Raw genomic sequence first — 23,861 nt, forward strand, 5'->3', positions numbered from 1 at the left:
ACCCCGTCGACACCACTCCGTTTGAAGTCGCGTCGACGAGGTGACCTCTGGAAGTCCGTAACGTCCGCCGCCGGCCGGCGTCTAGTCCCAGCCCGCCGTCTCCGCCGCCGCACGATGAGTCTGCTCGAGGAACTTCAGGACCACCGCGTCCGGGTCCGGCGACTGGCGCACAAGGTGATACGGCAGGATGTACTCGCCCAGTGCGGCATCCCATCGCGCCGGAGCCTCGACCGCCGGGTGCGTGTCGTAGCCCTCGGGATGTGGGTAGGCGTAGGCGTAGAAGGCCCCCTCCTCGGCGCCACCCGGCCAGTAGCCCGCGCTCGACACCTCGTCGCTATAGGCCTCGTGCATCACCCAGTCGGGGCAATTCGGTACACCACCCGGATGCTGGGGTGCGCTGCGACCCGAGAACCGCGTGACAGCCAGATCGAAAGCGCCCCAGAAGAAGTGCACGGGTGACGACTTGCCACGGAAGCCGCCGCGGAACTCCGACAGCACGCGATGCGCACTGACGAGAGACCGCCAGAACCGAGACACGGCGTCGGCGTCGTACGACGAGTGGGCGGTGTCCTCGGCGAACGGGGTCGCATCGGGCAGTTCGACGGGAGTACCGACGATGGCGATGTCGAAACCGAGGTCGGCGAGGTGGGCGGTGTACTCCGCGTAGAAATCGGCAACCGTCCGCGGTTCCAGCTTCATCTGACGGGTGCTGCCATCGGTGACGAGGAAGAGCAGCTGGTGGTCCAGAAAGTCAAAGCGGATCTCGAGGCCGCGGTCTCCGACGGCCATCAGAGACGTGGTCAGGCCACGTGCGTCCACATACAGCGGTACGCCCCACCAGTGGTTGACCTCGGGTCCGAGAGCGAGACGCGTCTTGCCGACGATCTGGGTCCACAACTGGACGGTGTCCCTTGTGTCGACCCACGAATCCACCGGTAGTGCAGGCCAAGCCTCGTATTTGGTTTCCATGTGGCCAATGATCCCGGACGCGTCAACTCGAACATGCCGACGAGCCGTCGGTCCTGTGAAGTTTCGACGGAGACACCGCCAAACACCTGCGTAACCTGTCGCGGAGACGGCAGTCGGACAGACCTCGACGTCGCTATCAAGGAGGAGCATTGCCGCGCATCACGCTCGGAACGGTCTTGATGTTCGTCGCGATCGGAACCACCATCGTCACCGCGTTACTCGGGGCGCCGGATTGGCTGACCGTCGTCGTAGCCGCGTTGCTCTTCGTGCTCGCCCTGGTGCTCCCGATCGTCAGGCGACGGCGGCTCCGATTCCTCTGGCGGAAGCTCGGGTGGCGGCGACTAGTGGGTCGACCACCCGGTCCATTGCGAGACGTCGACGAATAGCTGGTCCACTCCCCCGCACCTCCTCACGGCGACCTGGCTCTACGGTCCCGACGCCGACGAGTGGCCTGGCACCAGTGAAGTGCGGGTGCGCCTCTCCCCCGGCCAGGCAGGCGGCACCGAGGATCGGAGGCACGAATCCTGACCGGCGGACCGACATCGCCCCTGACCGCTTCACCGGAAGCGCGGCCCACCTGTCGGTAACCTCACGTCATGTTGATCTGGATCAACGGCGCCTTCGGCGTCGGTAAGACACAGACCGCACACGAGCTTCACCGCCGGCTGACTGCGTCGCACGTGGCCGATCCCGAACTCCTCGGATTCGCGATGCACAAGATGCTGCCGCCCGCCCGGCGCGACGATTTTCAGGACCTACCGCAGTGGCGCACGGGCGTCACCCAAACCCTCTTGGATGCCGAACAATCAAGCGACTGCCCGGTGATAGTTCCCATGACGCTCGTCGACGCTGAGTACTTCGACGAGATCGTCGGTGGACTCAAAGAGCATGGCGCCGATGTCAGGCACTACACCCTGACCGCTTCCGTCGAAGTGATCCATCGACGTCTCAGAGCCCGCCTTGCCCACCGTCTCGGCCCCATCCTCGGCGCCGATGAGACCTGGGCGATGAAACAGACTGGGAGGTGCGTCGCCCGGCTTGGCGAGGACCGATTCGCAAGCCATGTGCCAGCAGACGAACGCAGTGTCGACCAGGTTGTCGAGCACATCGCCGACGATGCCGGACTCGAACTCTCCCGTCCCCGTTTGTCTTCGGCGCGGTATCAGCTGCGTAGGGCAGCAGTCGCAGTTCGACACATCCGAACGTGAGCCGTCACTCGTACGCGAGTCTTCTAAAGGCCTCGAATGGCAGTGGTGACGGTGAACAAGTTCTGCACCCGCGATTTGCCCGGCACTGCGGCGTGACCCTACGTGTCACGGGACCCCGGCGCGCCGAAAGTGCAGCAACGGGAACGGCTGGCCGTCGGAATCCACCGGCGAGCGGCCCACCTGCTCGAACCCCCTGCGCCGATAGAACTCCGCGGCGCCCGGGTTCTGTTCGTTGACGTCGAGTTCGTCGACGCCGCCGTGCGCGACCGCGTGATCGAGCAAGACCGTGCCGATGCCCCGCCCGTGGGCGGCCGAATCGACGAACAGCATCTCGAGCCGATTCTCTGCGGTTCCGCTGAAGCCGACGACCACTCCGTCGGCCTCCGCGACGACCAACTCGACCGCCGGAAAGTAGTCACGTGCGAGCCGATCCGCGTAGCCGTAGATGTCGGCAGAAGTCAGGAAGTGATGCGTAGCCTCGACCGCCGAACGCCACACGGCCACGAGGCGGTCCGTGTCGGCGTCGTCGGCATGCCGAAGTCTCACCTCAGCCACGGGTCGCCGAACGAGTGTTGGCCCAGCAGGTCGGTGTATGCACGATCGGCACAGTAGTGCGCGCCGGCGTCGAAGGACAACGGTGTTGTGATCTGCCGCAAACCCCGGCATCGACGTTCGCGGCGGATATCGTGACCACGACACAATCCGCAGGGCGAGGGGTAGCACGTGCTCGAGATCCATGGTCTGTCGAATGAAACGGTCGTGCTCGATGGCGAGTGGCTCGAGAAACTCCGCGGCGGCACGTCCAAGACCCGGTTGCCGGCAGCATCGTTCGTCTCCGCGGAGGTCACCGAGACCGACCGACGGAAGAAGCTGTTCGGCGGTGAACGCGAACAGCTCCTCCAAGTGACCCTCACCTTCTCGCGCCCGCCGCTCGTCGGGCTGATGACGTCGGCGGAGAACCGGGCGAAGGTCGACGCGCTCGTCGCCGGACTCGAAGCGGCCCGCGACGCGGGTTGAGCACCGACGCGACGCTATGACGGCCCCGAGCTCCGATCCTGTTGCACGCGAATCAGTTCGAGCAACAATCGACGGAGTTGCGGTTCTGACGCGCCGATGGACGCGATCAGCGCCGGGTCGGTTCGCTCCCGTTCGAGCAATGCGCGGTAGACCTCGGCACCGGCCGGAGTCGCGCTCACATGCTTTCGCCGCTCGTCGTCGGGATCGACCTGACGCCGCACGTAACCCATCCGTTCCAGTCGCTCGATGGTGCGGCTCGCAGTTTGATCGGTCACCCGGGCCTTCTTGGCGACCTCGCGCTGGGTGGCCGGTCCCGTGCTCACCACATGGAGGACGACGAGTCCGGCGCTCGAGATGTCGTACTCCCGCAGTACCGCCTCCCAGGCGTGCTCGACGAGCCGTGCCGCCACCGACAGCAGCCGACCGGTCGGCCACCCGTCCATCCCGTCGTTCCCGTCGTTCCCGTCGTTCACCTTTTCCTGCCGATTCTCTACGTCAGACCCCGCAGACTTGCAATTGTTCAGCCTGCTGAACATCATGGTGCTCACGCACTCCACCCGCAACCGACGAACGGAAGCCCGTGAACCCACCCACCTCTGCTCGACGAGTCAGTCGCTTGCGATGGATTCTGCCAGCCCTCTTGGTCATCGGATGGCTGGCCCTGGGTTCTGTCGGCGGACCGTTCGCCGGAAAACTCGGTGACGTACAGGCGAACGACAACACGTCGTTCCTGCCCGCGTCCGCCGAAGCCACCGAGGTCTCCCGCCTGGAAGCCGACTTCGTGGACTCCTCCGAGATCCCGGCCGTCGTGGTGGCCGAACGTACGAGCGGCATCACCGACGCCGACCTCGCGTTCGTGTCCGAGGCGGTGGGCAAGGTCGCCGGCTCGGACGGGATATCCGAGCGAACGTCTCCGCCGATCCGCTCGCAGGACGGCCAGGCGATCCAGATGATCGTGCCCGTCGACTCCTCCGGGGAGATCTCGGAAAGCATCGAGGCTCTGCGTGCGGAACTCGCGAACGGCCCGCCCGAGGGACTGTCGGTGTATGTGACCGGACCCGCAGGCATCGCGGGCGACCTCACCGAGGCATTCGGCGGGATCGACGGCCTGCTGCTACTGGTTGCCGGCGCGGTCGTCATCCTGATCCTCATCGTGGTGTACCGCAGTCCGATCCTCCCGTTCGTCGTGATCGTGTCCGCCGTATTCGCGCTGGGGCTCGCCAGCCTGCTGGTCTACGTGCTCGCGTCGAACGACGTGCTCACCCTCAACGGCCAGAGCCAGGGCATCCTCTTCATCCTCGTGTTCGGTGCGGCGACGGACTACGCCCTGCTCCTGGTGTCCCGCTATCGAGAAGAACTACGGCTGACCGCCGACAAGTACGACGCCATGCGGGCCGCGTGGCGCGCGACCCTCGAACCGGTCGCCGCCTCCGCCGGCACGGTCATCGCCGGTGTGCTGTGCCTCCTGCTGTCGGATCTGAACTCCAACCGCGGTCTCGGCCCCGTTGCCGCGATCGGCATCGCGGCATCGTTCCTGGCGTCGATGACGTTCCTCCCCGCGGCGCTGACCCTGCTCGGCCGCAGTGCTTTCTGGCCGAAGCGACCGGTCGTCGACCCGGCGTCGGCGCAACGTGACGACAGCAGCAATCATCGCTTCTGGGGCGCCCTGGCGAACCGGATCGGACGGCACCCCCGCCGCTTCTGGGTGGCCACGACGTTGCTACTCGTGCTCTTCGCGCTGTTCCTCCCCCAGTTCAAGGCCGACGGGGTCGCGCAGTCCGACACCTTCCTCGTAGCAGTGGAGTCGCAGGAGGGCCAAGAAGTCCTCACCGCCCACTTCGACGCCGGGGACGGTTCACCCGCGGTCATCATCGCCGACGCCGCATCGCTGCAGCAGGTGCAGAACACGGCGGCGAATGTCGACGGCGTCGCCGAGGTCGTCCCGGTCACCGATCCGAGCGGCGCCCCCAAGACCGTCGACGGACGAGTCGCTCTGCAGGCGACCCTGACCGATCCGGCCGATTCCCTGGCCGCCGAGGAGACCATCGAGCGTCTTCGCGACGCGGTGGGGAACGTCAACGGCGCCGACGCGCTCGTGGGTGGTCCGACGGCGGTCGACCTCGACACCAAGACGACGGCCATCCACGACCGGAACCTGATCATCCCGATCGTCAGCATCGTCGTGCTGCTCATCCTGTGCGCGCTGCTCCGGGCGATCGTCGCCCCGATTCTCCTGATGGCCACCGTCATCCTGAGTTTCGCGGCCACTCTGGGAATTTCGTCGATCGTGTTCAACCACATCCTCGGATTCCCCGGCGCCGACCCGGTCGTGCCGCTGTTCGCGTTCGTCTTCTTGGTCGCGCTGGGCATCGACTACAACATCTTCCTGATGACCCGCGTCCGCGAGGAAGCACTGCAGATCGGTACGCGCCGAGGTGTTCTCCGTGGGCTCACGGTCACCGGCGGAGTCATCACCTCGGCCGGCGTGGTCCTCGCGGCGACGTTCTCCGCCCTGGCGGTCATCCCGCTGATCTTCTTGGCGCAGATTGCGTTCATCGTCGCCTTCGGCGTCCTCCTCGACGCGTTGATCGTCCGGACCCTGCTCGTCCCGGCGCTCGTCTACGACATCGGCCGTCCCGTGTGGTGGCCCAGCGCGCTGACCAAGAAGGAGGATGTCCCGGAGGACGACGAGTTGGTGGAGGCAGGACCAAGGCAGAGCTAGGAAAGTCCGGACTCTTCATACCGAACAGCCGACGGTCCCGGCCCTCAGGAGCCGGGACCGTTCGACCGCTGGCAGGATCAGCACTCGACCTGGCCGATGACGGCGGTGCTCGCGATAGGATCGGTCCCGATGAGCCGGAAGTACAAGCAGTCCCGTGGCGCCAAGCGGACCGAGAAGGCGAAGAAGCGGGCTGCCCGCCGAAACAGCAACGTGATCCCGATCCGGGGTCGCGACACCTCGGAGATGGGCGTCCTGTTGCGCGAGTTCGAACGATGGCTGCCCAGCGAGGAATTCGAAGACGATCCGGACAAGCAGGCAGCCATCGTGGACGCCGTCAGAGCGCTGGACTTTGCCGTCGGCTACGCATTGCCAGACCATCGGCCCACCGAGTGGTCGCTCGATGAGGTCGATGCGGCAATCGACTTCGCCGAGTACATGGAAGAGGAAGAGGACGACGCCTTACCGGCAAGCATCGCGGTCTTCGCACTGCGCCTGTTCATCGATTTCCTCGTCACCACTTCCAGGTGGACAGGAGCCATCAGCGCCGATGTCGTGATGGGGGCTTGCCAGGGATACCTCCTCGACTCCATGGGCGGGCTGAAGGTCGAGGTCGACGACATCGACAGCTCCGCCGAGCGCGATGCACTGGAAGCGGTTCGGGTTTTGCAGCGGCTCGATGTGTTGATGGACTGGATCGGTTACAAACGGCCGGTGACGCCGAGTGGATGGCTCAAGCCGGCACTGCTTCCGGACCTTCTGCAGGCCCTTCAGATCGAGCAACCGTCAGCAGCACTCAAGGCAATGAAACATCATCGCGTTCTTGCCGAGATCTGGGAGCTCGCCCGGGATGCCCAGTTGATCGCAATTACTCCATCCCATGTCTACCCGGGCCCGGCGGCCGCGTCCTGGCGTGGACCACAGTCGCTGACGACGCGACGCAGCACGCTGGCTGCGGCCGTCGGCAGGGCGTTGACCTCTGATTCGAGTGCAAAGGAACAGTTTGTGGACGGTATCGTCGCGCGCGTCGTATACCACGGGCTGACGATCATGCCGTTTGCCGCCGATCGCTTCGCCGCCCTGCGCGATGACGGGCTGATCTCACCGGAGATTCCCAAGGCTCATTCTCGCGTCGAGCACATCATCGAGGACGGGTGGCTCGTCCTCAACGAGGACGGTGACTACGTCGTCCCCGAGGGGTTGCGACCCGCGGTGTGGGGCGGATTTCCGGAACGTCACAATCCGGAGAGCGGGGGCGAGGCGACCATGATCACGGTGCGCGTCGAACTCGCCGGCGTACGACCCAGAGTCTGGCGACGGATTCGAATTCTCGCGCTGGTTCCATTGAACGAACTCCATGAAGTGCTCCAAGCTGCTTTCGCCTGGGACGACGCGCATCTCTACGCCTTCACAACGCCGTGTTCTGGCCACGCGCACCGGTACCTGTCCGACGAAGCGATGGACACCGCACGGGTCGACCGATACACGGAGTCTGTCTTCGACTCGACCCTGGGCGAGCTGGTCGACGAACCCGGCGACGTGGTGACCTACGAGTACGACTTCGGCGACGGCTGGGAAGTGAGCATTGTCGTCGAGGCATTCGCGCCGATGAACGACGACGAACCGCCGGTGACGTTCATCGACGGTGGTGGAACCGCCCCGTTCGAAGACGTCGGCGGAGTGCCTGGATGGGCGGACTTCATCGAGGCGGTCAATGATCAGACGCACCCTCGCCATCTGGAGCTACGCGAGTGGGCGGGCATGTCACCTGGTTCTGCCTTCGACCCGACGTCTTTCGACATCGATGCGGCGAGGCGCCGCCTGGGGGTGTGATCCTCAGCGGCGTCAGGCCGACGCGGCGGACCGGGATGTTAGACGACGGACAGCAGCGCCGATGACCGTGATCGGGTGATTGAGCAGCGTGGCGATCCGGCCGGCGAGGGTGTTCGGATCCCGCGCGACCCCGAGCTGCATGAACATTTCCAGACGGTCGAAGTAGGCGCGCTCCGCAACCAGATCTGAGCCCGCGAAGGTGAACACCGCGACGATGGGCAGGTCGAGAGACCGACCCGTCGGGGCGAGCCCGCGGTATGGGCCCAGATGTGTTCCGCGAACTCGCGTCTCACAGATGACTCGATCGTCGTGATGGCACAGCGTCTCGGGGTCGACATCGAAATGCATGTCCGGCAATGCGGTGAACAGTTCGTGATACGAGGCCGACACCGCGTCGTGGCCATCGGCGATCTCACCGGGCAACTCGGTACGTGCCGCGCCGTCTTTGAACGTCGCCAGCGTGGCACCGACGTCGTGCCGATTCTCGGCCTCGAGATGGGCCAGAACGGTGGCCTCCCGCGTCGCGACGAGCGCTGCTGCATTCGGGTCGGTTGGGTTCATGAGGTCCCCGCAGTCATCGGCCCCGCTCCGAAGAGCGGGTATGCGCAATCACGGTACCGGGCGGACGCAACGTGTGCGACCGAGATACACCGAATGGACGACGAGCACGTCCGCCCGGACCGCCGACGGCTCAGCCGAGTCGCTCGTAGATCGTCGCGTTGGCCAATCCGCCTGCCTCACACATCGTTTGCAGGAGGTAACGACCGCCGCGCTGTTCCAGCGCGTTCAGTCCCGTGGTCGCGAGGCGGGCACCGCTGGCACCCAGCGGGTGGCCGAGCGCGATCGCACCGCCGTTGACGTTGACTCGATCCACGTCCACCCCGAACTCCCGCGACCACGCCAGTACCACCGGCGCGAACGCCTCGTTCACCTCGAACAGGTCGATGTCCTCGACTCGCAAACCACTGCGTAACAGTGCCTTCCGCGTCGCCGGGATGACGCCGGTGAGCATCAGGAGTGGGTCGTCACCGGCGACCGCGATGGTGTGCACACGAGCGCGCGGACGCAGACCGAGTTCGGCGGCTTTCTCCTCGCTCATCAGCAGCACCGCCGACGACCCGTCGCTGATCTGACTCGCACTCGCCGCGGTGATCCGCCAGTCGATCTCGGGGAACCGGTTCGCGATCGCCTCGTCGTAGTAGGCCGGTCGCAGCCGGGCGAGGTCGTCGAGGTTGCCCCCGAGCCGGATGCCCTCGTCCGACGTCAGCCCCGCGATGGGGGCGAGTTCGTCGTCGAAGAGTCCGTTCTTGGTGGCGGTGGCGGCGAGATCGTGTGACCGCAGCGAGAATTCGTCGGTCTCGCGTCGCGAGATGTCCCAGCGGGCGGCGATCAGTTCCGCCGAGATCCCCTGACCCACGAGGCCCTGCGGGTATCGTTCGCCGAACGCCCGTCCGTTGAGATCGGCGGTACCGGCAACGGCCGAGCCCATCGGGATACGGGACATCGATTCGACACCCGCGGCGAACGCGATGTCGTACGTGCCCGCGATGATGCCCTGCGCGGCGAACGCGATGGCCTGTTGCCCGCTTCCGCATTGGCGGTCGACGGAGACCCCCGGCACGGATTCGGGGTAGCCGGCGGCCAGGAGCGCGCGCCGCGCGATGTTGAAACTCTGCTCCCCCACCTGACTGACGACACCGGTGATCACGTCGTCGACGAGTTCGGGATCGACACCCGAACGGTCCACGACTGCTCGGAGGCTGTGCGCGAGGAGGTCGACGGGATGAACGTCATGGAGGGCGCCGGTGGGCTTGCCCTTGCCGATGGGTGTGCGAACAGCGTCGACGATGACCGCAGATCTCATGACTGATCCTCCGTCAGTGTGCGGATCGGAACGCAACCCGATCCGGATGATGGCTGACTTTTGTCTACCAAAGTCAGGTCTACGCTCTGGCTATGGTCTTGTCAAGTCAGGGTAGGCTGGGGGCATGATGCACCTGAAGGGCCCGCTGGCCGAACGCGACAGCTGGGAGGCGAGCGGCTGCTCGATCGCGAAGGCGATCGACCTGGTGGGCACCCGGTCGGCGATCCTCATCCTGCGGGAGGCCTTCTACGGCGCCACCAGGTTCGATCAGTTCAGCCGGCGGGTCGGGATCAGCGACGCGGTCGCGTCGGCCCGCCTGCGCGAACTCACCGAGGCCGGGATCTTCACCAAGGTCCCCTACCGCGACGCCGGGCAGCGCGAACGGTTCGAGTATCAGCTCACCGACATGGGCCGCGATCTGTTTCCTGTGGTGATGTCGTTGATGCAGTGGGGCAACGACCATCTGCAGCCCGACGGCCCGCCGCTCACCGTCACCGACCGAGCCCAGGCGCCCGTACGCGTGGGCGTCGTCGCCGAACCCACCGCGGTTCTCACACCCGAGGACGTCGAGGTGCGAATTGCCCGGCGCGGCCGTTGAGTCCGCGGCCGGCAGAGAGGTCGCGATGATCCTCCCCACAGTGTTCGACCCCCGCCTGGTCACCATCCGTCGTGGCGGGACGCTCACCGACGCCGATCACCACTTGCTGGCGCTCTGGGCGGCACGGTGTGCGGAGCACGTTCTGCCCTTGTTCGAGTCGGCACGGCCGGATGACGCTCGCCCCAGGGAGGCAATCGCGGCGGTCCGCGCGTGGACCCGGGGCGAACTGGCGATGATGGAGTCGCGCGCCGCCGGCGGACACGCCATGGGTGCCGCCCGCGATCTACGTGGCGCACCGCGGTTCGCCGCCTACGCCGCCGGGCAAGCGGCGGTGACCGCGCACGTCGCATCGCACGACCTCGGTGCCGCGGCGTACGCGATCAAGGCAGTCCGGTCCGCACACGGGGTCGACGCGGGTAGACACGAATGCGCTTGGCAGCGAGAACATCTCCCTGTTCGGGTACGCGAGTTGGTGCTCGACGACCAACATGCCCGCAATGACCTGTGCTGGCAGGTCTTCATCGACGATCGACAGCAGGTCGGCGATCGGTGATTCGCGTTCACCGGGGTGTTCCTGTTACTGTCGCAGTCACGCTCCTGCGGTGCTGTAACCCGCATGTCGAGCCAGAGGCCGGGGTGATTACAGAAACCCCCGGTCTTGTCCAAACTTCGACGGTCGTCCCGGTTTGCTGCCGCGACCACCGGGTACGCGTCTCGTCATGACCTTCCATCGTGGCGTCGTCCCCGGCATCCACTGGCTCGAGTACGCCTACACGAATCAGTACCTGATCGAGGACCAGGACCGGCTGATCCTCGTCGACTGTGGACTCCCCCGTTCGTACGAACCCCTCGTCAAGGCCATCCGGGAACTCGGCCGTGACACCGATGCCGTGACCGACCTGATCATCACGCATGGTCATTTCGATCACGTCGGCACCGCGCGCCGCCTGGCGCGCGAGTGGCGGATCCCGGTCCACGTCCATCGCGACGATGCGTGGCTGGCGTCCCATCCCTACCGCTACGCGCATCAGAACGCGACCAGATTCGGAGTGCCCCTTCGTCATCCGCGTTCGCTACGCCTGCTCGGACGCATGGCGGCGGCCGGTGCGTTCACGGTGCGCGGCGTCGATCACCTGGATGTGACGCCTTTCGGCGATGATGCCCTGCTCCCCGGTGGCGCGCAGGTGGTGCCGACTCCCGGTCACACCTACGGCCATGTGTCGCTGCACTTTCCATTGCGCGACGCGGTCATCGCCGGCGACGCGCTCGTCACCCTCGATCCGTACACCGCGGCGACCGGCCCGCGCATGATCGCCGGTTCCGCAACCGCCGACCTCGATCGCAATCGGGCGTCGCTCGACGCGCTGGCAGCGACGGACGCGAAGTCTCTGCTTCCCGGGCACGGGGTTCCGTGGCATCACGGGGTGGCCGTCGCGGTCGACCGGGCGCGTCAGACCAACGGCTGACACGTCGGACAGCCGGCCGCCGGATCGCGAGCCGGAACAGCGAGACGGGCCGGACAGCGAGACGGGCCGACGCTTCCGCATCGGCCCGTCCGGCCGTCGCCGATCGCCCGGCTACTGGGAGGCGGTGCGACGCAGCTTGGTGTTGACGAACTCGCCCATGCCCCAGCGCCCGAGTTCGCGACCGTAGCCGGACCGCTTCACCCCGCCGAACGGAAGGCCGGGCAGCGTGGTGCCGTGTTCGTTGACATACGCCATGCCGACTTCGAGTTGGTCGGCGACCTCCTCAGCCTTGCCGATGTTGCCGCTCCACACCGAGCCGCTCAATCCGAACTCGACATCGTTGGCGAGCGCCACGGCGTCCTCCGGGGAGGACACCTTGTAGACCATTGCGACGGGCCCGAATATCTCCTCGGAGTAGGCGTCCATGTCCGGGGTGATGTCCGTCAGCACAGTGGGTTCGAAGAAGGCTCCGTCGCGCTCCAGCGGCTTCCCACCCGTCCGCAGGGTGGCGCCCTGTTTCACCGCGGTCTCGACCTGTTCGGCCACGGTGTCGCGCGCCGACAGGGACGACAGCGGACCCATCTGAGTGGAATCGTCGGACGGATCACCGACCACCGTCGACTCGAACTGCTTGACCACACCGTCGACGAAGTCGTCGTACAACTCGTCGAGAACGATGAACCGTTTCGGCGAGTTGCACGCCTGGCCCGCGTTCGACAGCCGTGCGCCCGCCGCGATCTTCGTCGTGCGTTCCATGTCGGCGGAGTCGAGCAGGATGAACGGGTCCGAACCGCCGAGCTCGAGCACGGACTTCTTCAGGTTCTCCGCTGCAACCTTCGCCACGGCTGCACCCGCCTTCTCACTGCCGGTGAGCGATACACCTCGTATCGCGTTGTGCGCGAGCAGGTCTGCGATCTGATCACTGCTCGCGTACACATTGATGTACGCGTCGGCAGGGACACCCGCGTCGTGCAGGATCTCAGCCATCAGCGCCGACGACGCCGCGCAGATCGACGCATGCTTGAGAATGACGGTGTTGCCGGCCAACAGGTTCGGCGCGACGAAACGTGCGACCTGGTAGTAGGGGTAGTTCCACGGCATCACGCCCACCAGTGGTCCGATCGGCGCGACCTGCACGATCGACGCGTCCGCGCCCTGCGGGTCGAGGGCCTCGGTCTCGAGCAAATCCGGTCCGTGTTCGGCGTACCAGCGATAGATGTCCGCGGCCAGCTGCACCTCTCCCGCCGCCTCCTTGGCGGGTTTGCCCATCTCGGTCGTGATGACGGCCGCGAGCTCATCGGCTCGCCTCTCGTACTCGTCAGCGGTCCGGGAAAGGATTGTGGCCCGTTCGGATGCCTCGGTCGCTCGCCACTCCTGGTATGCCGCGAGTGACCGTTCGGCCACGCCGGCCACCTCGTCGTCCTTCAGTCCGGGAAATTCCCGATCGGTCGTACCGGTGGTCGGATTCGCGGTGACATATGTGCCCACCAGAGCACCTACCTTCCTCTGTCGTGTGAATCCCGACTGTCCACAGCCCGGGATCATTCGGGTACCCGGGTCCCTGTACGCAAAACCTCGGTCGTCGGCGCGCTTCGGTCACACGGCGGCCCCAGACCTGCTCTAATGGGTCCGCGGTCCGTGTCCGGACCCGTGATCGACCGACACGCGGCGAATGCCGGACGTCGACCTGGGGGTGGGTCGCCGGTCGTGACGGCAGTGTCCGAGGGGGAACGAAGAGTGTCACGCTGGCAGCGAGCCGCAGGGCTCGGTTGTGCATTTCTGATCGCGGTCGTCGCGAGCGTCTCGACGGGGCAGCCGGCGGAGGCGACGCCACCGAGGCTCGGCGACTCGGCGCGGATCCTTGCGGTGACCTCGGAGACGGCGACACGCACGACGATGACCGTGTATTCCGCCGCCATGAAGCGGCCCGTTCGGGTGAGCGTGCTCGCCCCCCGCGAGCGGACCGGCCCACGGCCGACCGTGTACCTCCTCGACGGGATCGACGGTGGGGTCTACACCAGCTACATGCAGAGCGGATGGACCTTCCAGACCGACATCGCGCGCTTCGTCGCCGACAAGAAGGTCAACGTGGTTCTGCCCATCGGCGGCACGGGCTCGTACTACACCGACTGGCGCCGAATCGATCCCGTCCTGGGTCGGAACATGTGGGAGACCTTCCTGACCGAGGAACTCCCTCCGCTGGTCGACGGACGCTTCCGGGGCAACGGACGGAACGTGATCGGCGGGCTGTCGATGGGGGCGCTGGGCGCGATGTCCATCGCGGTCCGCAACCCGGATCTCTACCGGGGTGTGGTCGCCTTCAGCGGGTGCCTCGATCAAGGGTCGCCGGAGTTCCGGCAGGCGACCGCCACATCGGTCACGACGAGAGGTGGGAACCCGGAGAACATGTGGGGCCCGCTCGATCACGACAACTGGGATGCCCACAATCCCGCCGGTCACGTGTCCGCGCTACGCGGTAAGCCCGTATATGTAGCGGTCGGCAACGGTCTGCCCGACCCGGCCCTCGGGCTGGCCGGGCTGGCCTCACCCGTCGGAGGCGTGCTCGAGGGCATCGTCGCCCGATGCACCGAGAGCTTCAAGCGTCGCGCAGACCGAGCCGGGGTCGACATCACCTACGACTTCCGTGCCGGTCTCCACTCGTGGGGTTACTGGAACCAGGATCTGCACCGAGCCTGGCCCACGATCGTCCGGGCACTGACGAGCGCGGGCTGACGCGAGCGTCGGCGTCAACGCGCGCTTTTCCTCTTCCGAATCAACGAGACATCCTCGAGTGCCCGTTTTCGCTCACGACGTTCCTTGAGCTCTTGCCGCCGCTTTTTCGAGCTCGAATTATTTTCCGCCATTTCTCCTCGAATCGGTCGTGGTCTACAGCGGGTCGCTCCCGCTCTCCTTCGTGACCATAGCCCAGAAATGGCAGAAGTCCAGCCCGTCCGATCTGGTGCCGACTTGCCGACTTCATACGTTGTCACACAGTACTTTTCATTTACTATGGGCCTGCGAAATGCGCCGGACTGGCTTTTATTTTTTTCTGGGCTAGAGTCCATGGCACCGGTCGCAGATGGCCGGTCGCAGCGAAAGGAAGAGTGGCCGTGAAAGCGGTTGTGATGGAGTGCCGAATACGCGTGTGGGGCTCCCCCGGTCGGGTCAGAGAATTCGTCGAGCAAGCGTCGACTCGCGCGCACGACGCCTTTTCCCACCCCGCCAGGTGTTCGGTTGTCGTCGAGGAGTCGGAGTCGTTGCTCCTCCGACGGCAATGGCACCGCGAGAACGACGTGGACGTGTTCGGGGTACCGGAGGGGCGGGATGTGTGCTGCGGTTTCGCGGACTCGTCCGGACGACTGACCGTCGCGAGACTCGAGAGCCTGTCACGCGACATCCTGGCCCACCTCGAACTGGATCCGTGGGTGTCCGACGACACCGAGTCGGTGCCTTGGATCCTGACGCTCACCACTGGTGCCGATCCGACGTCCAGGCATGAGATCGTGACCCGACATCCGTCGCTCCAGGTGCGACGACCTGTTCTGGCCCGCGCGTGATCCGCGCATAGCGGTGCCCGACCGGACTGCTCCGCAGGTGAGCGGGTCCGACCACCTCACTGCGGACACACCGCGGTCGTCGTCCGACGGACCGGTCTGCGGTCGAATTCCTGTCACTCGATAGGGTGCGGGTGGCGGCGTGCTCACCTGGGCACGTCGCCGTCCCACACCTACGGAGAAGGAAGTGGTCGCCATCGTGCTCGACGAGAAGATCAGCGATCTGTACGCGCAGGTTGTTGCGCGGAACCCTGGGGAGGCCGAGTTCCACCAGGCCGTCAGGGAGGTCTTCGACAGTCTGGGTCCGGTCTTGGCGAAACATCCCCACTACGCGGACGCCGGGATCATCAAGAGACTGACGGAGCCCGAGCGCCAGATCATCTTCCGAGTGCCGTGGGTCGACGACCAGGGACAGGTGCAGATCAACCGCGGGTTCCGGGTCGAGTTCAATTCCGCACTCGGTCCCTACAAGGGCGGCCTTCGATTCCACCCGAGCGTCTACCTGGGCGTGGTCAAGTTCCTCGGGTTCGAGCAGATCTTCAAGAACGCACTGACCGGGCTCCCGATCGGCGGCGGCAAAGGCGGCGCCGACTTCGATCCCAAGGGACGCTCCGACGCGGAGATCATGCGGTTCTGCCAGTCGTTCATGACCGAGCTCTACCGTCACATCGGCGAGTACACCGATGTGCCCGCGGGTGACACCGGCGTCGGCGGTCGGGAGATCGGTTATCTCTTCGGCCAGTACAAGCGCATCACCAACCGTTACGAGTCCGGCGTGCTCACCGGCAAGGGACTCGCCTGGGGTGGGTCGCAGGTCCGCACCGAGGCGACCGGGTACGGCGTGGTGTTCTTCGTCCGCGAGATGCTCGCCGCGGCCGGCGACGACCTCGACGGCAAGACCGTGGTGGTCTCGGGCTCGGGCAATGTGGCGATCTACGCCATCGAGAAGGTGCAACAACTCGGCGGTCGCGTGATCGCGTGCTCGGACTCCGGGGGCTACGTCGTCGATGATGCCGGTATCGACCTCGAACTGCTCAAGGAAATCAAAAACGTTCGGCGCGGCCGTATCTCGGATTACGCCGACGCCCGCCGCGGGTCCGCCCGTCACGTCGACACCGGATCGATGTGGAGTGTGCCCACCGACATCGCCATCCCCTGCGCGACGCAGAACGAACTGAACGGGGTCGACGCCACTCAACTGGCGAAGAACGGATGTCGCATCGTCGCCGAGGGCGCGAACATGCCCAGCACCCCCGAGGCGGTGCGCATCTTCGCCGACGCCGGCGTCGGCTTCGCCCCGGGCAAGGCCGCGAACGCGGGCGGCGTCGCCACGAGCGCACTCGAGATGCAGCAGAACGCTTCTCGGGATTCGTGGACGTTCGCGCACACCGAGGACCGATTGTCGGAGATCATGACGGCCATCCATGACCACTGCCTGCACACGGCAGACGAATACGGGGCGCCGGGCAACTACGCGACCGGTGCCAATATCGCGGCGTTCACTCGCGTGGCCGACGCGATGCTCGCACTCGGTCTCATCTGACCCGATTCGGACGCCGACTCGCTTCCTCTTGACCTTCAGGTTGGTCGAAGCCGGATGATCTGCGATATGCCCTCCGTTCCCGAAGTCAGCGAACTCGTCCCGATCGGCGCGTTCGCGCAACGCACCGGTTTGACCGCGTCCGCGCTGCGGTTCTACGACGACTCGGGGTTGCTCACCCCGGCCGCCGTCGACGCGTCGACCGGATATCGCCAGTACAGCGCGTCGCAGGAGCGGCACGCGATCGCACTCCGGCGACTCCGCGAGATCGGGATGTCGCTCGCCGACATCCGCACGGTCCTCGCCGCCGAGCCGGGTACCGCCGGCGGACTGATCGACGAACACGTGCGGACCGTCGCTGCCGATGCCGATCGGGTTCGGCGCGAGGCCAGGACGATCAAGATGTCGATCGCCGCGGAGTCGAGAACGCTGTGTGCGGCCGACCTCCGTGATGGTCTGTCCGACCTGGCACGGGGCGGCGTCGTCGTCATCGACGCCGTGGCCGGCGCAGTTCGATTCCGGCTCGACGGTCGGGACGATCTATGGTGCCGCCTACTCGACGGGCCGTTTCCCGCGCACCAGGTGATGATCGAAGCCCTGCCCACGGTGACCATGCGTGCGAGTGTCGCGAAAACCGCTGTGTTGCAATCGTTGGAGCGCTGTGCAACCGACCGGGTGCACCTGGACTTCACGTCGGCGGCGCTCACACTGAGCGACGCCTCGTCGGCACAACTCGCCGTCGTGCCAGCCGAGACCTGCGGCCCCCCGATCGCACTGTGGTTCGAGGTCTCGACGCTCTACCCCGCGGTCCATGTGTCGATCGGGGCCGAGATGATGATCGACGTCCGCAATCGGGACCTCCCGATGACGATTCGGTCCGCAGACGGCGGCGACCTCACCACGGTCGTCATGCCGGTTTCCCACAGCCGCCACAATGACTGAGCAGCAGAGGATCCCCGGGAGTGTCGGGATCCGACGCCTGAGCGACGGGGCAACGAGCTGCCGCTCAGGTCACGACGATCGACGCCGTACCATCTCGGCGATCCAGACCGGCGCATACGGCGAAGTACAGCCCGGGGAGGTCGGGTAATCCTCCAGCACTCGCAACCGCTGACCGATGTCGATTGCACGGGAACGGAAGTCGGGATTCTCGATGCCGATGGTCGCCAGGCATGTGTTCATCGCCCACTGCAGGCGTGGCGGTGCGTTCCCCATGTCGGACTCGATGGTGTCGAGCAACCCGGCCGTGTCGAGGTCACCGGGCTTCTTGACCACTCGATCAGCGGTCAGGGCCCATCCCGCCGCGGCGACACCGGGCTCGGCGTCGGCCATCCACGACCTCCGCAACTCCTCGGCATGCGGACTCTTCTTGACGACGTAGTTGACGAGCCAATCGTGGACCTTCGGCCGGTCGACCTCGCGGATCATCGTGTCGAGCTGCGCGGGGTCGAACGCCCGCGGGCGACAGATCAACAGTGCGAGCAGACGCGGCGCGGTGTCGCCCGTCGCCCACAGCTCTGCGGAAAGTTCGGGCTGCGTTCGCAGTCGTTTCGCGATCGCCCTGAGCTTCGTGAGATTGACCCCGTGGTCGTCGCCGTGTTTCTCGTTGACCGCTCGGATCCGCGGGTCGTCGAGACTGCGGAGCTCGCCGAGGACGTCGGCGAGAGTCTGTTGGATGTCGGACATTCCGGTCATGATCCCCTCTGGAAGTGCGCACACAGCCTACGACGCTCGATGTCGCCGCGGGTTGTGTGCTCATCAATCCGGAGGGCCCGCCAGTATCCGCACGTCGGCGACGTCGTACTCGGCAACGAACGCCGACCGGATCGCCCGTGACTGGTCCTCGCCGACCCCGTCGCCACGGAAAGCCTCGACCGCCGACTGCGAGTCCCAGCGCTCGAAGATGTTGATCCGGCCGGGGTCCATCGAGTCCGCGGAGATTGCGAAATCGAGACACCCCGGTGCCCGACGGGCGGCACCGACCACCTCGTCGCAGCCGGCGATGTACGCCGCGCGCTGGTCCGGGTCCACTCGCAGACTGCCGGCAACGATCACCATTGGTTGCTCCTCCATCGATACTCCGGTGCACCGGTGTCCCGGCGCGAGACGTCACCGCTATGGTGAGGGCGACAGGAGTGCAGACCGGCACGACCCGGCGAACTCATCGCTCACGATCGACGTGGCCGCGCGACGCTGCGCCACGGCCTACTCTGATCGAATGGCTTTGGTTCTGGGTCCGATCCTCCGGCACGTCGACGAAACCTCCGCGCTGATCTGGGTGCAGACCGACGAACCCGGCGAGGTCGAAGTCCTCGGCTGTGCGACCCGGACGTTCGAGGTGTCCGGTCACCACTACGCGCTGGTCGAGGTCAGCGGCCTGGTGCCCGACACGGTCTCCGAGTATCAGGTCCGCGTCAACGGCGCCCTCGAGTGGCCCCTCCCGGACACCGAGTTCCCGCCCAGCGTGATCCGGACCCGGGGACCGGACACCGCGGACCGGCACCGGTTCGTCTTCGGGTCCTGCCGGTATCCGCGGGCCGAGGACCCCAAGCTCGACGAGAAGCTCGGACTCGACGCATTGGACTGCTACGCGGTCCGAATGCGCCACCTCCCGGTGGAGGAGTGGCCGGACACCCTCATTCTGCTCGGCGACCAGGTGTACGCGGACGAGCTGACCCCGCAGGTGAAGGAGTCGCTGGAGTCGAGCCGGGCCTCGACCGCCGGACCGTCCGACGAGGTCGTCGACTTCGAGGAGTACGAGGGACTGTATCGGCACACCTGGGGAGACCCCGAGATCCGATGGATCCTCTCTACGGTGCCGACGGCCATGATCTTCGACGATCACGACATCCGTGATGACTGGAACACCTCGGACACCTGGCGTCGGCAGATGAGTGAGAAGCCGTGGTGGCAGGACCGGATCCGCGCCGGCCTCGCGTCGTACTGGGTGTATCAGCACCTCGGCAACCTCTCCCCCGCCGAACTCGCCGAGTCCGAGGACTACCGCCGCGTCCGCGAGATCGACGGTGACTGCTGGCCCCACCTGATCGAGGTCGCGGATCGTGCCGACCGGGAAACCGACGGAACCAAGGGTGTCCGGTTCAGTTTCCGGTGGAACCTGGGCAACACCAGGCTGGTCATGATCGACTCCCGCAACGGTCGCATCCTGTCCGACGGAACGCGAAAGATGCTGAGCAACAACGAATTCGATTGGGTTGAGAGCCAGGTCGACGACGACATCGAGCGACTCGACCACCTGGTCCTGGGTTCATCACTGCCGTGGTTGCTCCCGCCGGTCATCGGTGATGCGGAGACTGTGAACGAGATCGGCGCCCGGCGGCCGGGCCGTCGTGGACAGCTGGCCGAGAAGATCCGGCAGGGGGCCGACCTCGAGCACTGGCCGGCCTTCTTCGATTCCTTCGTCCGGCTCAGCGAGATGATCCGACAGGTTGCGGCGCGCGACCCCGGGCCCGCGACGGTCAGCGTGCTGTCCGGCGACGTCCACCACAGCTATGCCGCGCGTGCGACTTTCCCGGACACAACGAGCGCCGACGTCCACCAGCTCGTGTGTTCGCCGGTGCACAACGCGATCCCGCCGTACATCAAGGCGGTTTTCCGGCTGGGGTGGTCGAATCGGCTCGCCGCGGTCGTCCGGCGCTGGGCGCGTCGTGGCGGCTCGCCCGAACTGCCCGTCGCCTGGCGAAACACCCTGGGCCCGCTGTTCGGCAACACCATCGCGACGCTCTCGGTTCAGGGACGCTTCGCCGAGGTCACTTTCGAGCAGCCCGACCTGGACGGGACCCTGGGTAGAGCCGGAAATATTTGTCTGACATCGGAATTCGTGGCAACAGAGCGCACATAGCGCGCATTGTTGCTACGAAATCCCTAGTCCAGACAGAACTCGTTGCCCTCGGGGTCGCGCATCACGATGTGCCCCTCGCCGAGCGGAGGTGCGGGGTCGTGTCGTTCGCCCCGGGTCGCACCGAGTCCGACGAGCCGGTCGGCTTCGGCCTCGAGGGCGCGCATCCGGTCGTCGCCACTCAGACCAGGGGCAGCACGGACGTCGAGGTGCACCCGGTTCTTCGCCGTCTTGCCCTCGGGTACGCGTTGGAAGAACAACCGTGGCCTGCGCTCCTCCGGGTCGATCACGGCCGAGGCGTCGTTCCGACGCTCCGGAGGCACCCCGAACGCGTCGAGCGCCGCCTCCCAGCTGTCGAATCCGGTAGGCGGGTCCTGGAGCCGGTAACCGAGCACCTCGGCCCAGAATGCGGACAGCGCAGCCGGGTCACCACAGTCGAAGGTCAGTTGAAAGTCGGTTGTCATGCGTCCACTGTGCGACACGACGAGGACAACCCGGGTCCTCGATCGTGAAAATCAGCGCAGACGTTCGCCGTACACCCGGTCCACGGACATGACCATCAGGACGCGGCGATCGGCGACCATGACCCTGCGGTATTCGTCCCAGTCCGGGTGCTCGCCTGCCGCCTTGCGGTAGTAGTCGACGAGCGCCTCGACCTCGGGCCCGTCCGGTTCGGTGCCCGGGCCGATCAACGTCACAGTGCCCTCGGCGGTCGCCCACGTGTAGCGATCGGGCCCGGTGATCTCCAACGCGGCGCGCGGATCGCGTCGGAGGTTGGCGGTCTTGGCCCGACCCTCGGCCATCGAGACGTAGATGGTCCCGGCGTCGCGGTCGTAGAAAGGGGTCACCGGGGACAGCTGTGGTAGTCCCGAGGACTTGATCGTGGCGAGGACGCCGACTCCGCCTTCGGCGAGAAGATCACGAGGGTCATACGCGGGTTGGTTCATGCCTGCGGCAACCCGGCGTACGTACAGGCTATTCCGGACGGGCCGCACACCCCGGGGCGTGGCTCCGCGATCCATTGCGACATTCTTCAGATCTTGTGTCTTTACACGTACGATCGTCGACATGCATGTGCGCGAGATCCTGACCACCACGCCGACGACGACCGCCGAGGCCCTCGACCTGTTCGACTCCGCCCCCGCGGTCGAACCGGACTTCATGATCGGCACCTGGCGTGGCGCCGAGCTGCCCACCGACCACCCGTTGGACGGCTTCCTCGCGGCCAGCGGCTGGTGGGGCAAGCAATTCGTCGACGCCGAGACCGTCCACCCCCTGCTCTTCCCGACCCGCGACGGTTCGGCGCTGTGGGCCATGAATCCGGCGATCGCTTTCGGCGGACTGGGGATCGCCGAGAAGGCGCCCGGAGTCAAGTCGTTGTCGTTGGGGACGCCGATCGCCGCGACCCGCCTTCTCAGTCAGACCCGACGAGCACGTGCCCGGCTGCGCACCACCCGGTACCGCGGCACGGACACCGCGACCATGTCCTACGATCAGCTGCCGATCAACGACGTCTTCCACCGTCTCTCCGATGATGCCGTCCTGGGCGCGATGGACCTGAAGGGGTCGCCGAAGCCGTACTTCTTCGTGCTCCGCCGCGACGACTCACTCCGCCTCGTCGGCCACTGATCCTCGTCGGTCACTGGTCCTCGTCGGTCACTGATCCTCGTCGGCCACCGATCCTCGGCGACGCGAGGACGGCGCCGACGAACCATGAGCCGGCGAGCCGGCGGAGGCGTTCAATGGGTAGATGGACACCTCACCCACCGCCCACCTCCGCCGGGGTGCCGTCGCGGTCGCCGCGGTCGCCCTCGCGGGCGCCGTGACACTGGCCGCACCCGGGACCGCCCAGGCTGCACCGCCGATGCCGTCCGGGTATTACCGCGGCGACGTCACCAGCGCCCCGATCGCCGACACGGTGTGGTTCGGCAAGAACTTCACGGGTTCGCGGGTCGTCAACAACACCGCGATCGGGTGGGCCTTCCCCGGCGCGGTGTACCCCGGGCGTTCCGTGCAGGACGGTGCACCGGTCATCGTCGTCGACTACTCGGGAACCGCCGTGGGATTCGTGCGTGACGAGCTCCGAGCCGACGGCCGGGGCGGCTATTGGGGCCGCGCGCTGAACGGCACCACCGAGCTGCTGCGTTTTCACTTGACACGCTGACCGTGGGCGACGGGCAACCATGGTGGAGACTTCGGGTTCGACCCCTTCGTCGGCTCACAGCTCGGCGAGCGCCGAGCGGATCTCATTGGTGGCCGCGACGGCTTCACGGAGCGCGATCCGCGCCTCGGCCCGGCCCTGTTCCGCAGTCGAGAGTCGTTGCCGCGCGAACCGCAGCGATTCTTCGCAACGAGCCAGCTCGGCCCGCAACTCCTGAGCCCGCCGGACGATCTCGTCGACCTCCGACGAAGCCCCGTCCACAGTTCGGGAGGCGGCGTCGAGGTCGGATCGGGCCGTTCGCTCCCCTGTCTCGGCCTCGGCCAGTCGGGCTTCGAGGTCTTGTCGACGACGCTCCGCTTCGTCAGACGCTGTGTGGTCCGAGTCGTCGGCGTCATCCCTGTCGGCACCCTCTTCGTCGGCACCGTCTGCGTCCGCGCCGCTTGCCTCGGACTCGTCCGCGACTGGTTCCTGCAACGGCTCCGGGACGACGAACACGCCGGCGGGCCCGAAGCCGCTGTATTCGGCGGATGCGGTGAGGTTTCCCCGCAACACCTGCTCGAGCACTTCCGGGTCGGCCACCGCGGCTCGCAATGTCTGCGTGACCTCGCGAATGGTACTGTCTCCCAGCGTCACTCGCAGATCTGCGGCCGTGGCGGCGACCGCGGTCACCGACTCGTTGATCAGATCCTGACGGCGTCGCGACAACGTCTTCATCTTGTCTACAGCCGAGCGGCGCTGGGCCGCAGTCAAATCCGACGCCAACCCAGCGATGAGGGCGCTGTCGTCGGGGTGCGCGCGAACCCACTGATTGACGGCCCACGCAGCTTGCGTGGGCCGCCGCAACTTCGCGATCCGCCCCGCCAGGTCACGGTCGCCGTCCGCTTTGATCTCTCGAGCGAGTTCGTTCCGGCGTGTCACGAACGCCGCCGGCGCCAGACCGTACAGCTCGTCGACGATCTCGTCGTACGGGGTCATAGGGCTGCCCGAGCGGTGGTCGGCGTCGCTGTCCGCATGAGCAGATACTACGACGGCGCCCGTGACGGCCACCTCACTTCGCCTTCTTAACTTGAATC

26 protein-coding genes are annotated in these 23,861 nt (G+C 66.3%); 15 read left to right on the top strand and 11 right to left on the bottom strand.

Annotated elements, in window-relative coordinates:
• Nucleotides 1–81 precede the first annotated feature (81 nt).
• Nucleotides 82–969, bottom strand: coding sequence for a DUF5996 family protein (locus KB201_RS14015; RefSeq protein ID WP_058253476.1), 888 nt, complete (start codon nt 967–969; stop codon nt 82–84).
• 149 nt (nt 970–1,118) lie between these two features.
• Between KB201_RS14015 and KB201_RS14020 the strand changes: the two genes are divergently transcribed.
• Together KB201_RS14020 and KB201_RS14025 are read left to right on the top strand one after the other, a co-directional pair.
• On the top strand, nt 1,119–1,355 hold the full coding sequence (locus KB201_RS14020; protein ID WP_058253477.1) for a hypothetical protein: 237 nt from the start codon (nt 1,119–1,121) through the stop codon (nt 1,353–1,355).
• A 210-nt stretch (nt 1,356–1,565) separates the two neighbouring features.
• Complete coding sequence (locus KB201_RS14025) at nt 1,566–2,177, top strand: AAA family ATPase (protein WP_058253478.1); 612 nt, start codon at nt 1,566–1,568, stop codon at nt 2,175–2,177.
• Nucleotides 2,178–2,282: 105 nt separating this feature from the next.
• Here KB201_RS14025 and KB201_RS14030 read toward each other — a convergent pair whose 3' ends face one another.
• Nucleotides 2,283–2,732 carry a GNAT family N-acetyltransferase gene (locus tag KB201_RS14030; RefSeq protein ID WP_307848071.1) on the bottom strand — a complete coding sequence of 150 codons (450 nt, stop codon included), beginning with the start codon at nt 2,730–2,732 and terminating at the stop codon, nt 2,283–2,285.
• Between the two features lie 168 nt (nt 2,733–2,900).
• Between KB201_RS14030 and KB201_RS14035 the strand changes: the two genes are divergently transcribed.
• Nucleotides 2,901–3,194 (top strand): hypothetical protein, encoded by a 294-nt coding sequence (locus KB201_RS14035; RefSeq protein WP_211539501.1) that lies wholly within the window; start codon nt 2,901–2,903, stop codon nt 3,192–3,194.
• 14 nt (nt 3,195–3,208) lie between these two features.
• Here KB201_RS14035 and KB201_RS14040 read toward each other — a convergent pair whose 3' ends face one another.
• Nucleotides 3,209–3,733 carry a MarR family winged helix-turn-helix transcriptional regulator gene (locus tag KB201_RS14040; protein WP_211539550.1) on the bottom strand — a complete coding sequence of 175 codons (525 nt, stop codon included), beginning with the start codon at nt 3,731–3,733 and terminating at the stop codon, nt 3,209–3,211.
• A gap of 41 nt (nt 3,734–3,774) precedes the next feature.
• On the opposite strand from KB201_RS14040, the gene KB201_RS14045 reads away from it, so the two are divergent.
• Together KB201_RS14045 and KB201_RS14050 are read left to right on the top strand one after the other, a co-directional pair.
• Entirely contained in the window at nt 3,775–5,916 is a 2,142-nt protein-coding gene (locus KB201_RS14045; RefSeq protein WP_211539502.1) for an MMPL family transporter, read from the top strand.
• 129 nt (nt 5,917–6,045) lie between these two features.
• Nucleotides 6,046–7,746: a plasmid pRiA4b ORF-3 family protein gene (locus KB201_RS14050; protein ID WP_211539503.1), complete on the top strand. Its 1,701-nt coding sequence runs from the start codon at nt 6,046–6,048 to the stop codon at nt 7,744–7,746.
• Nucleotides 7,747–7,758: 12 nt separating this feature from the next.
• Here the strand turns inward: KB201_RS14050 and KB201_RS14055 are convergent, their stop codons facing one another.
• Complete coding sequence (locus KB201_RS14055; protein WP_058253482.1) at nt 7,759–8,307, bottom strand: ester cyclase; 549 nt, start codon at nt 8,305–8,307, stop codon at nt 7,759–7,761.
• A gap of 130 nt (nt 8,308–8,437) precedes the next feature.
• Entirely contained in the window at nt 8,438–9,610 is a 1,173-nt protein-coding gene (locus KB201_RS14060; RefSeq protein WP_211539504.1) for an acetyl-CoA C-acyltransferase, read from the bottom strand.
• A gap of 124 nt (nt 9,611–9,734) precedes the next feature.
• Here KB201_RS14060 and KB201_RS14065 point away from each other — a divergent pair, with 124 nt between their 5' ends.
• The 3 genes from KB201_RS14065 to KB201_RS14075 all read left to right on the top strand — a co-directional run bounded on the left by KB201_RS14065 (nt 9,735) and on the right by KB201_RS14075 (nt 11,674).
• The gene (locus tag KB201_RS14065; RefSeq protein ID WP_211539505.1) at nt 9,735–10,208 is read left to right on the top strand and encodes a helix-turn-helix domain-containing protein; all 474 of its coding nucleotides are present in this window, start codon (nt 9,735–9,737) and stop codon (nt 10,206–10,208) included.
• 25 nt (nt 10,209–10,233) lie between these two features.
• Nucleotides 10,234–10,761 (top strand): putative immunity protein, encoded by a 528-nt coding sequence (locus tag KB201_RS14070; protein ID WP_058253520.1) that lies wholly within the window; start codon nt 10,234–10,236, stop codon nt 10,759–10,761.
• A gap of 166 nt (nt 10,762–10,927) precedes the next feature.
• Entirely contained in the window at nt 10,928–11,674 is a 747-nt protein-coding gene (locus KB201_RS14075) for an MBL fold metallo-hydrolase (protein ID WP_058253485.1), read from the top strand.
• Nucleotides 11,675–11,785: 111 nt separating this feature from the next.
• Here the strand turns inward: KB201_RS14075 and KB201_RS14080 are convergent, their stop codons facing one another.
• Complete coding sequence (locus KB201_RS14080; protein WP_211539506.1) at nt 11,786–13,162, bottom strand: NAD-dependent succinate-semialdehyde dehydrogenase; 1,377 nt, start codon at nt 13,160–13,162, stop codon at nt 11,786–11,788.
• 249 nt (nt 13,163–13,411) lie between these two features.
• On the opposite strand from KB201_RS14080, the gene KB201_RS14085 reads away from it, so the two are divergent.
• The 4 genes from KB201_RS14085 to KB201_RS14100 all read left to right on the top strand — a co-directional run bounded on the left by KB201_RS14085 (nt 13,412) and on the right by KB201_RS14100 (nt 17,710).
• Nucleotides 13,412–14,407 carry an alpha/beta hydrolase family protein gene (locus KB201_RS14085; protein WP_211539507.1) on the top strand — a complete coding sequence of 332 codons (996 nt, stop codon included), beginning with the start codon at nt 13,412–13,414 and terminating at the stop codon, nt 14,405–14,407.
• Between the two features lie 524 nt (nt 14,408–14,931).
• Nucleotides 14,932–15,231 (top strand): hypothetical protein, encoded by a 300-nt coding sequence (locus tag KB201_RS14090; protein WP_078114046.1) that lies wholly within the window; start codon nt 14,932–14,934, stop codon nt 15,229–15,231.
• 184 nt (nt 15,232–15,415) lie between these two features.
• A complete protein-coding gene (gene gdhA / locus KB201_RS14095) occupies nt 15,416–16,771 on the top strand; it encodes an NADP-specific glutamate dehydrogenase (RefSeq protein ID WP_065631644.1) in 1,356 nt (451 codons plus the stop codon).
• Nucleotides 16,772–16,837: 66 nt separating this feature from the next.
• Complete coding sequence (locus KB201_RS14100; RefSeq protein ID WP_211539508.1) at nt 16,838–17,710, top strand: MerR family transcriptional regulator; 873 nt, start codon at nt 16,838–16,840, stop codon at nt 17,708–17,710.
• Nucleotides 17,711–17,779: 69 nt separating this feature from the next.
• On the opposite strand, the gene KB201_RS14105 is transcribed toward KB201_RS14100, so the two are convergent.
• Together KB201_RS14105 and KB201_RS14110 are read right to left on the bottom strand one after the other, a co-directional pair.
• Complete coding sequence (locus KB201_RS14105) at nt 17,780–18,463, bottom strand: DNA alkylation repair protein (RefSeq protein ID WP_058253491.1); 684 nt, start codon at nt 18,461–18,463, stop codon at nt 17,780–17,782.
• Between the two features lie 63 nt (nt 18,464–18,526).
• Nucleotides 18,527–18,826: a putative quinol monooxygenase gene (locus tag KB201_RS14110; RefSeq protein WP_058253492.1), complete on the bottom strand. Its 300-nt coding sequence runs from the start codon at nt 18,824–18,826 to the stop codon at nt 18,527–18,529.
• A 160-nt stretch (nt 18,827–18,986) separates the two neighbouring features.
• Here KB201_RS14110 and KB201_RS14115 point away from each other — a divergent pair, with 160 nt between their 5' ends.
• Nucleotides 18,987–20,630, top strand: coding sequence for an alkaline phosphatase D family protein (locus KB201_RS14115; protein ID WP_068970453.1), 1,644 nt, complete (start codon nt 18,987–18,989; stop codon nt 20,628–20,630).
• A gap of 23 nt (nt 20,631–20,653) precedes the next feature.
• Here KB201_RS14115 and KB201_RS14120 read toward each other — a convergent pair whose 3' ends face one another.
• Both KB201_RS14120 and KB201_RS14125 read right to left on the bottom strand, forming a co-directional pair.
• The gene (locus KB201_RS14120) at nt 20,654–21,091 is read right to left on the bottom strand and encodes a VOC family protein (protein ID WP_058253494.1); all 438 of its coding nucleotides are present in this window, start codon (nt 21,089–21,091) and stop codon (nt 20,654–20,656) included.
• 51 nt (nt 21,092–21,142) lie between these two features.
• On the bottom strand, nt 21,143–21,574 hold the full coding sequence (locus KB201_RS14125; protein WP_068970454.1) for a PPOX class F420-dependent oxidoreductase: 432 nt from the start codon (nt 21,572–21,574) through the stop codon (nt 21,143–21,145).
• A 121-nt stretch (nt 21,575–21,695) separates the two neighbouring features.
• Here KB201_RS14125 and KB201_RS14130 point away from each other — a divergent pair, with 121 nt between their 5' ends.
• Together KB201_RS14130 and KB201_RS14135 are read left to right on the top strand one after the other, a co-directional pair.
• Nucleotides 21,696–22,256, top strand: coding sequence for a GXWXG domain-containing protein (locus KB201_RS14130; protein WP_068970455.1), 561 nt, complete (start codon nt 21,696–21,698; stop codon nt 22,254–22,256).
• 121 nt (nt 22,257–22,377) lie between these two features.
• Nucleotides 22,378–22,791, top strand: coding sequence for a hypothetical protein (locus tag KB201_RS14135; protein WP_058253497.1), 414 nt, complete (start codon nt 22,378–22,380; stop codon nt 22,789–22,791).
• Nucleotides 22,792–22,845: 54 nt separating this feature from the next.
• Here KB201_RS14135 and KB201_RS14140 read toward each other — a convergent pair whose 3' ends face one another.
• Nucleotides 22,846–23,763 (bottom strand): hypothetical protein, encoded by a 918-nt coding sequence (locus KB201_RS14140; protein ID WP_211539551.1) that lies wholly within the window; start codon nt 23,761–23,763, stop codon nt 22,846–22,848.
• Nucleotides 23,764–23,861: the final 98 nt, after the last annotated feature.

The organism is Gordonia sp. SCSIO 19800, from assembly GCF_018132775.1.
Classification (GTDB): Bacteria; Actinomycetota; Actinomycetes; order Mycobacteriales; family Mycobacteriaceae; genus Gordonia; species Gordonia hongkongensis.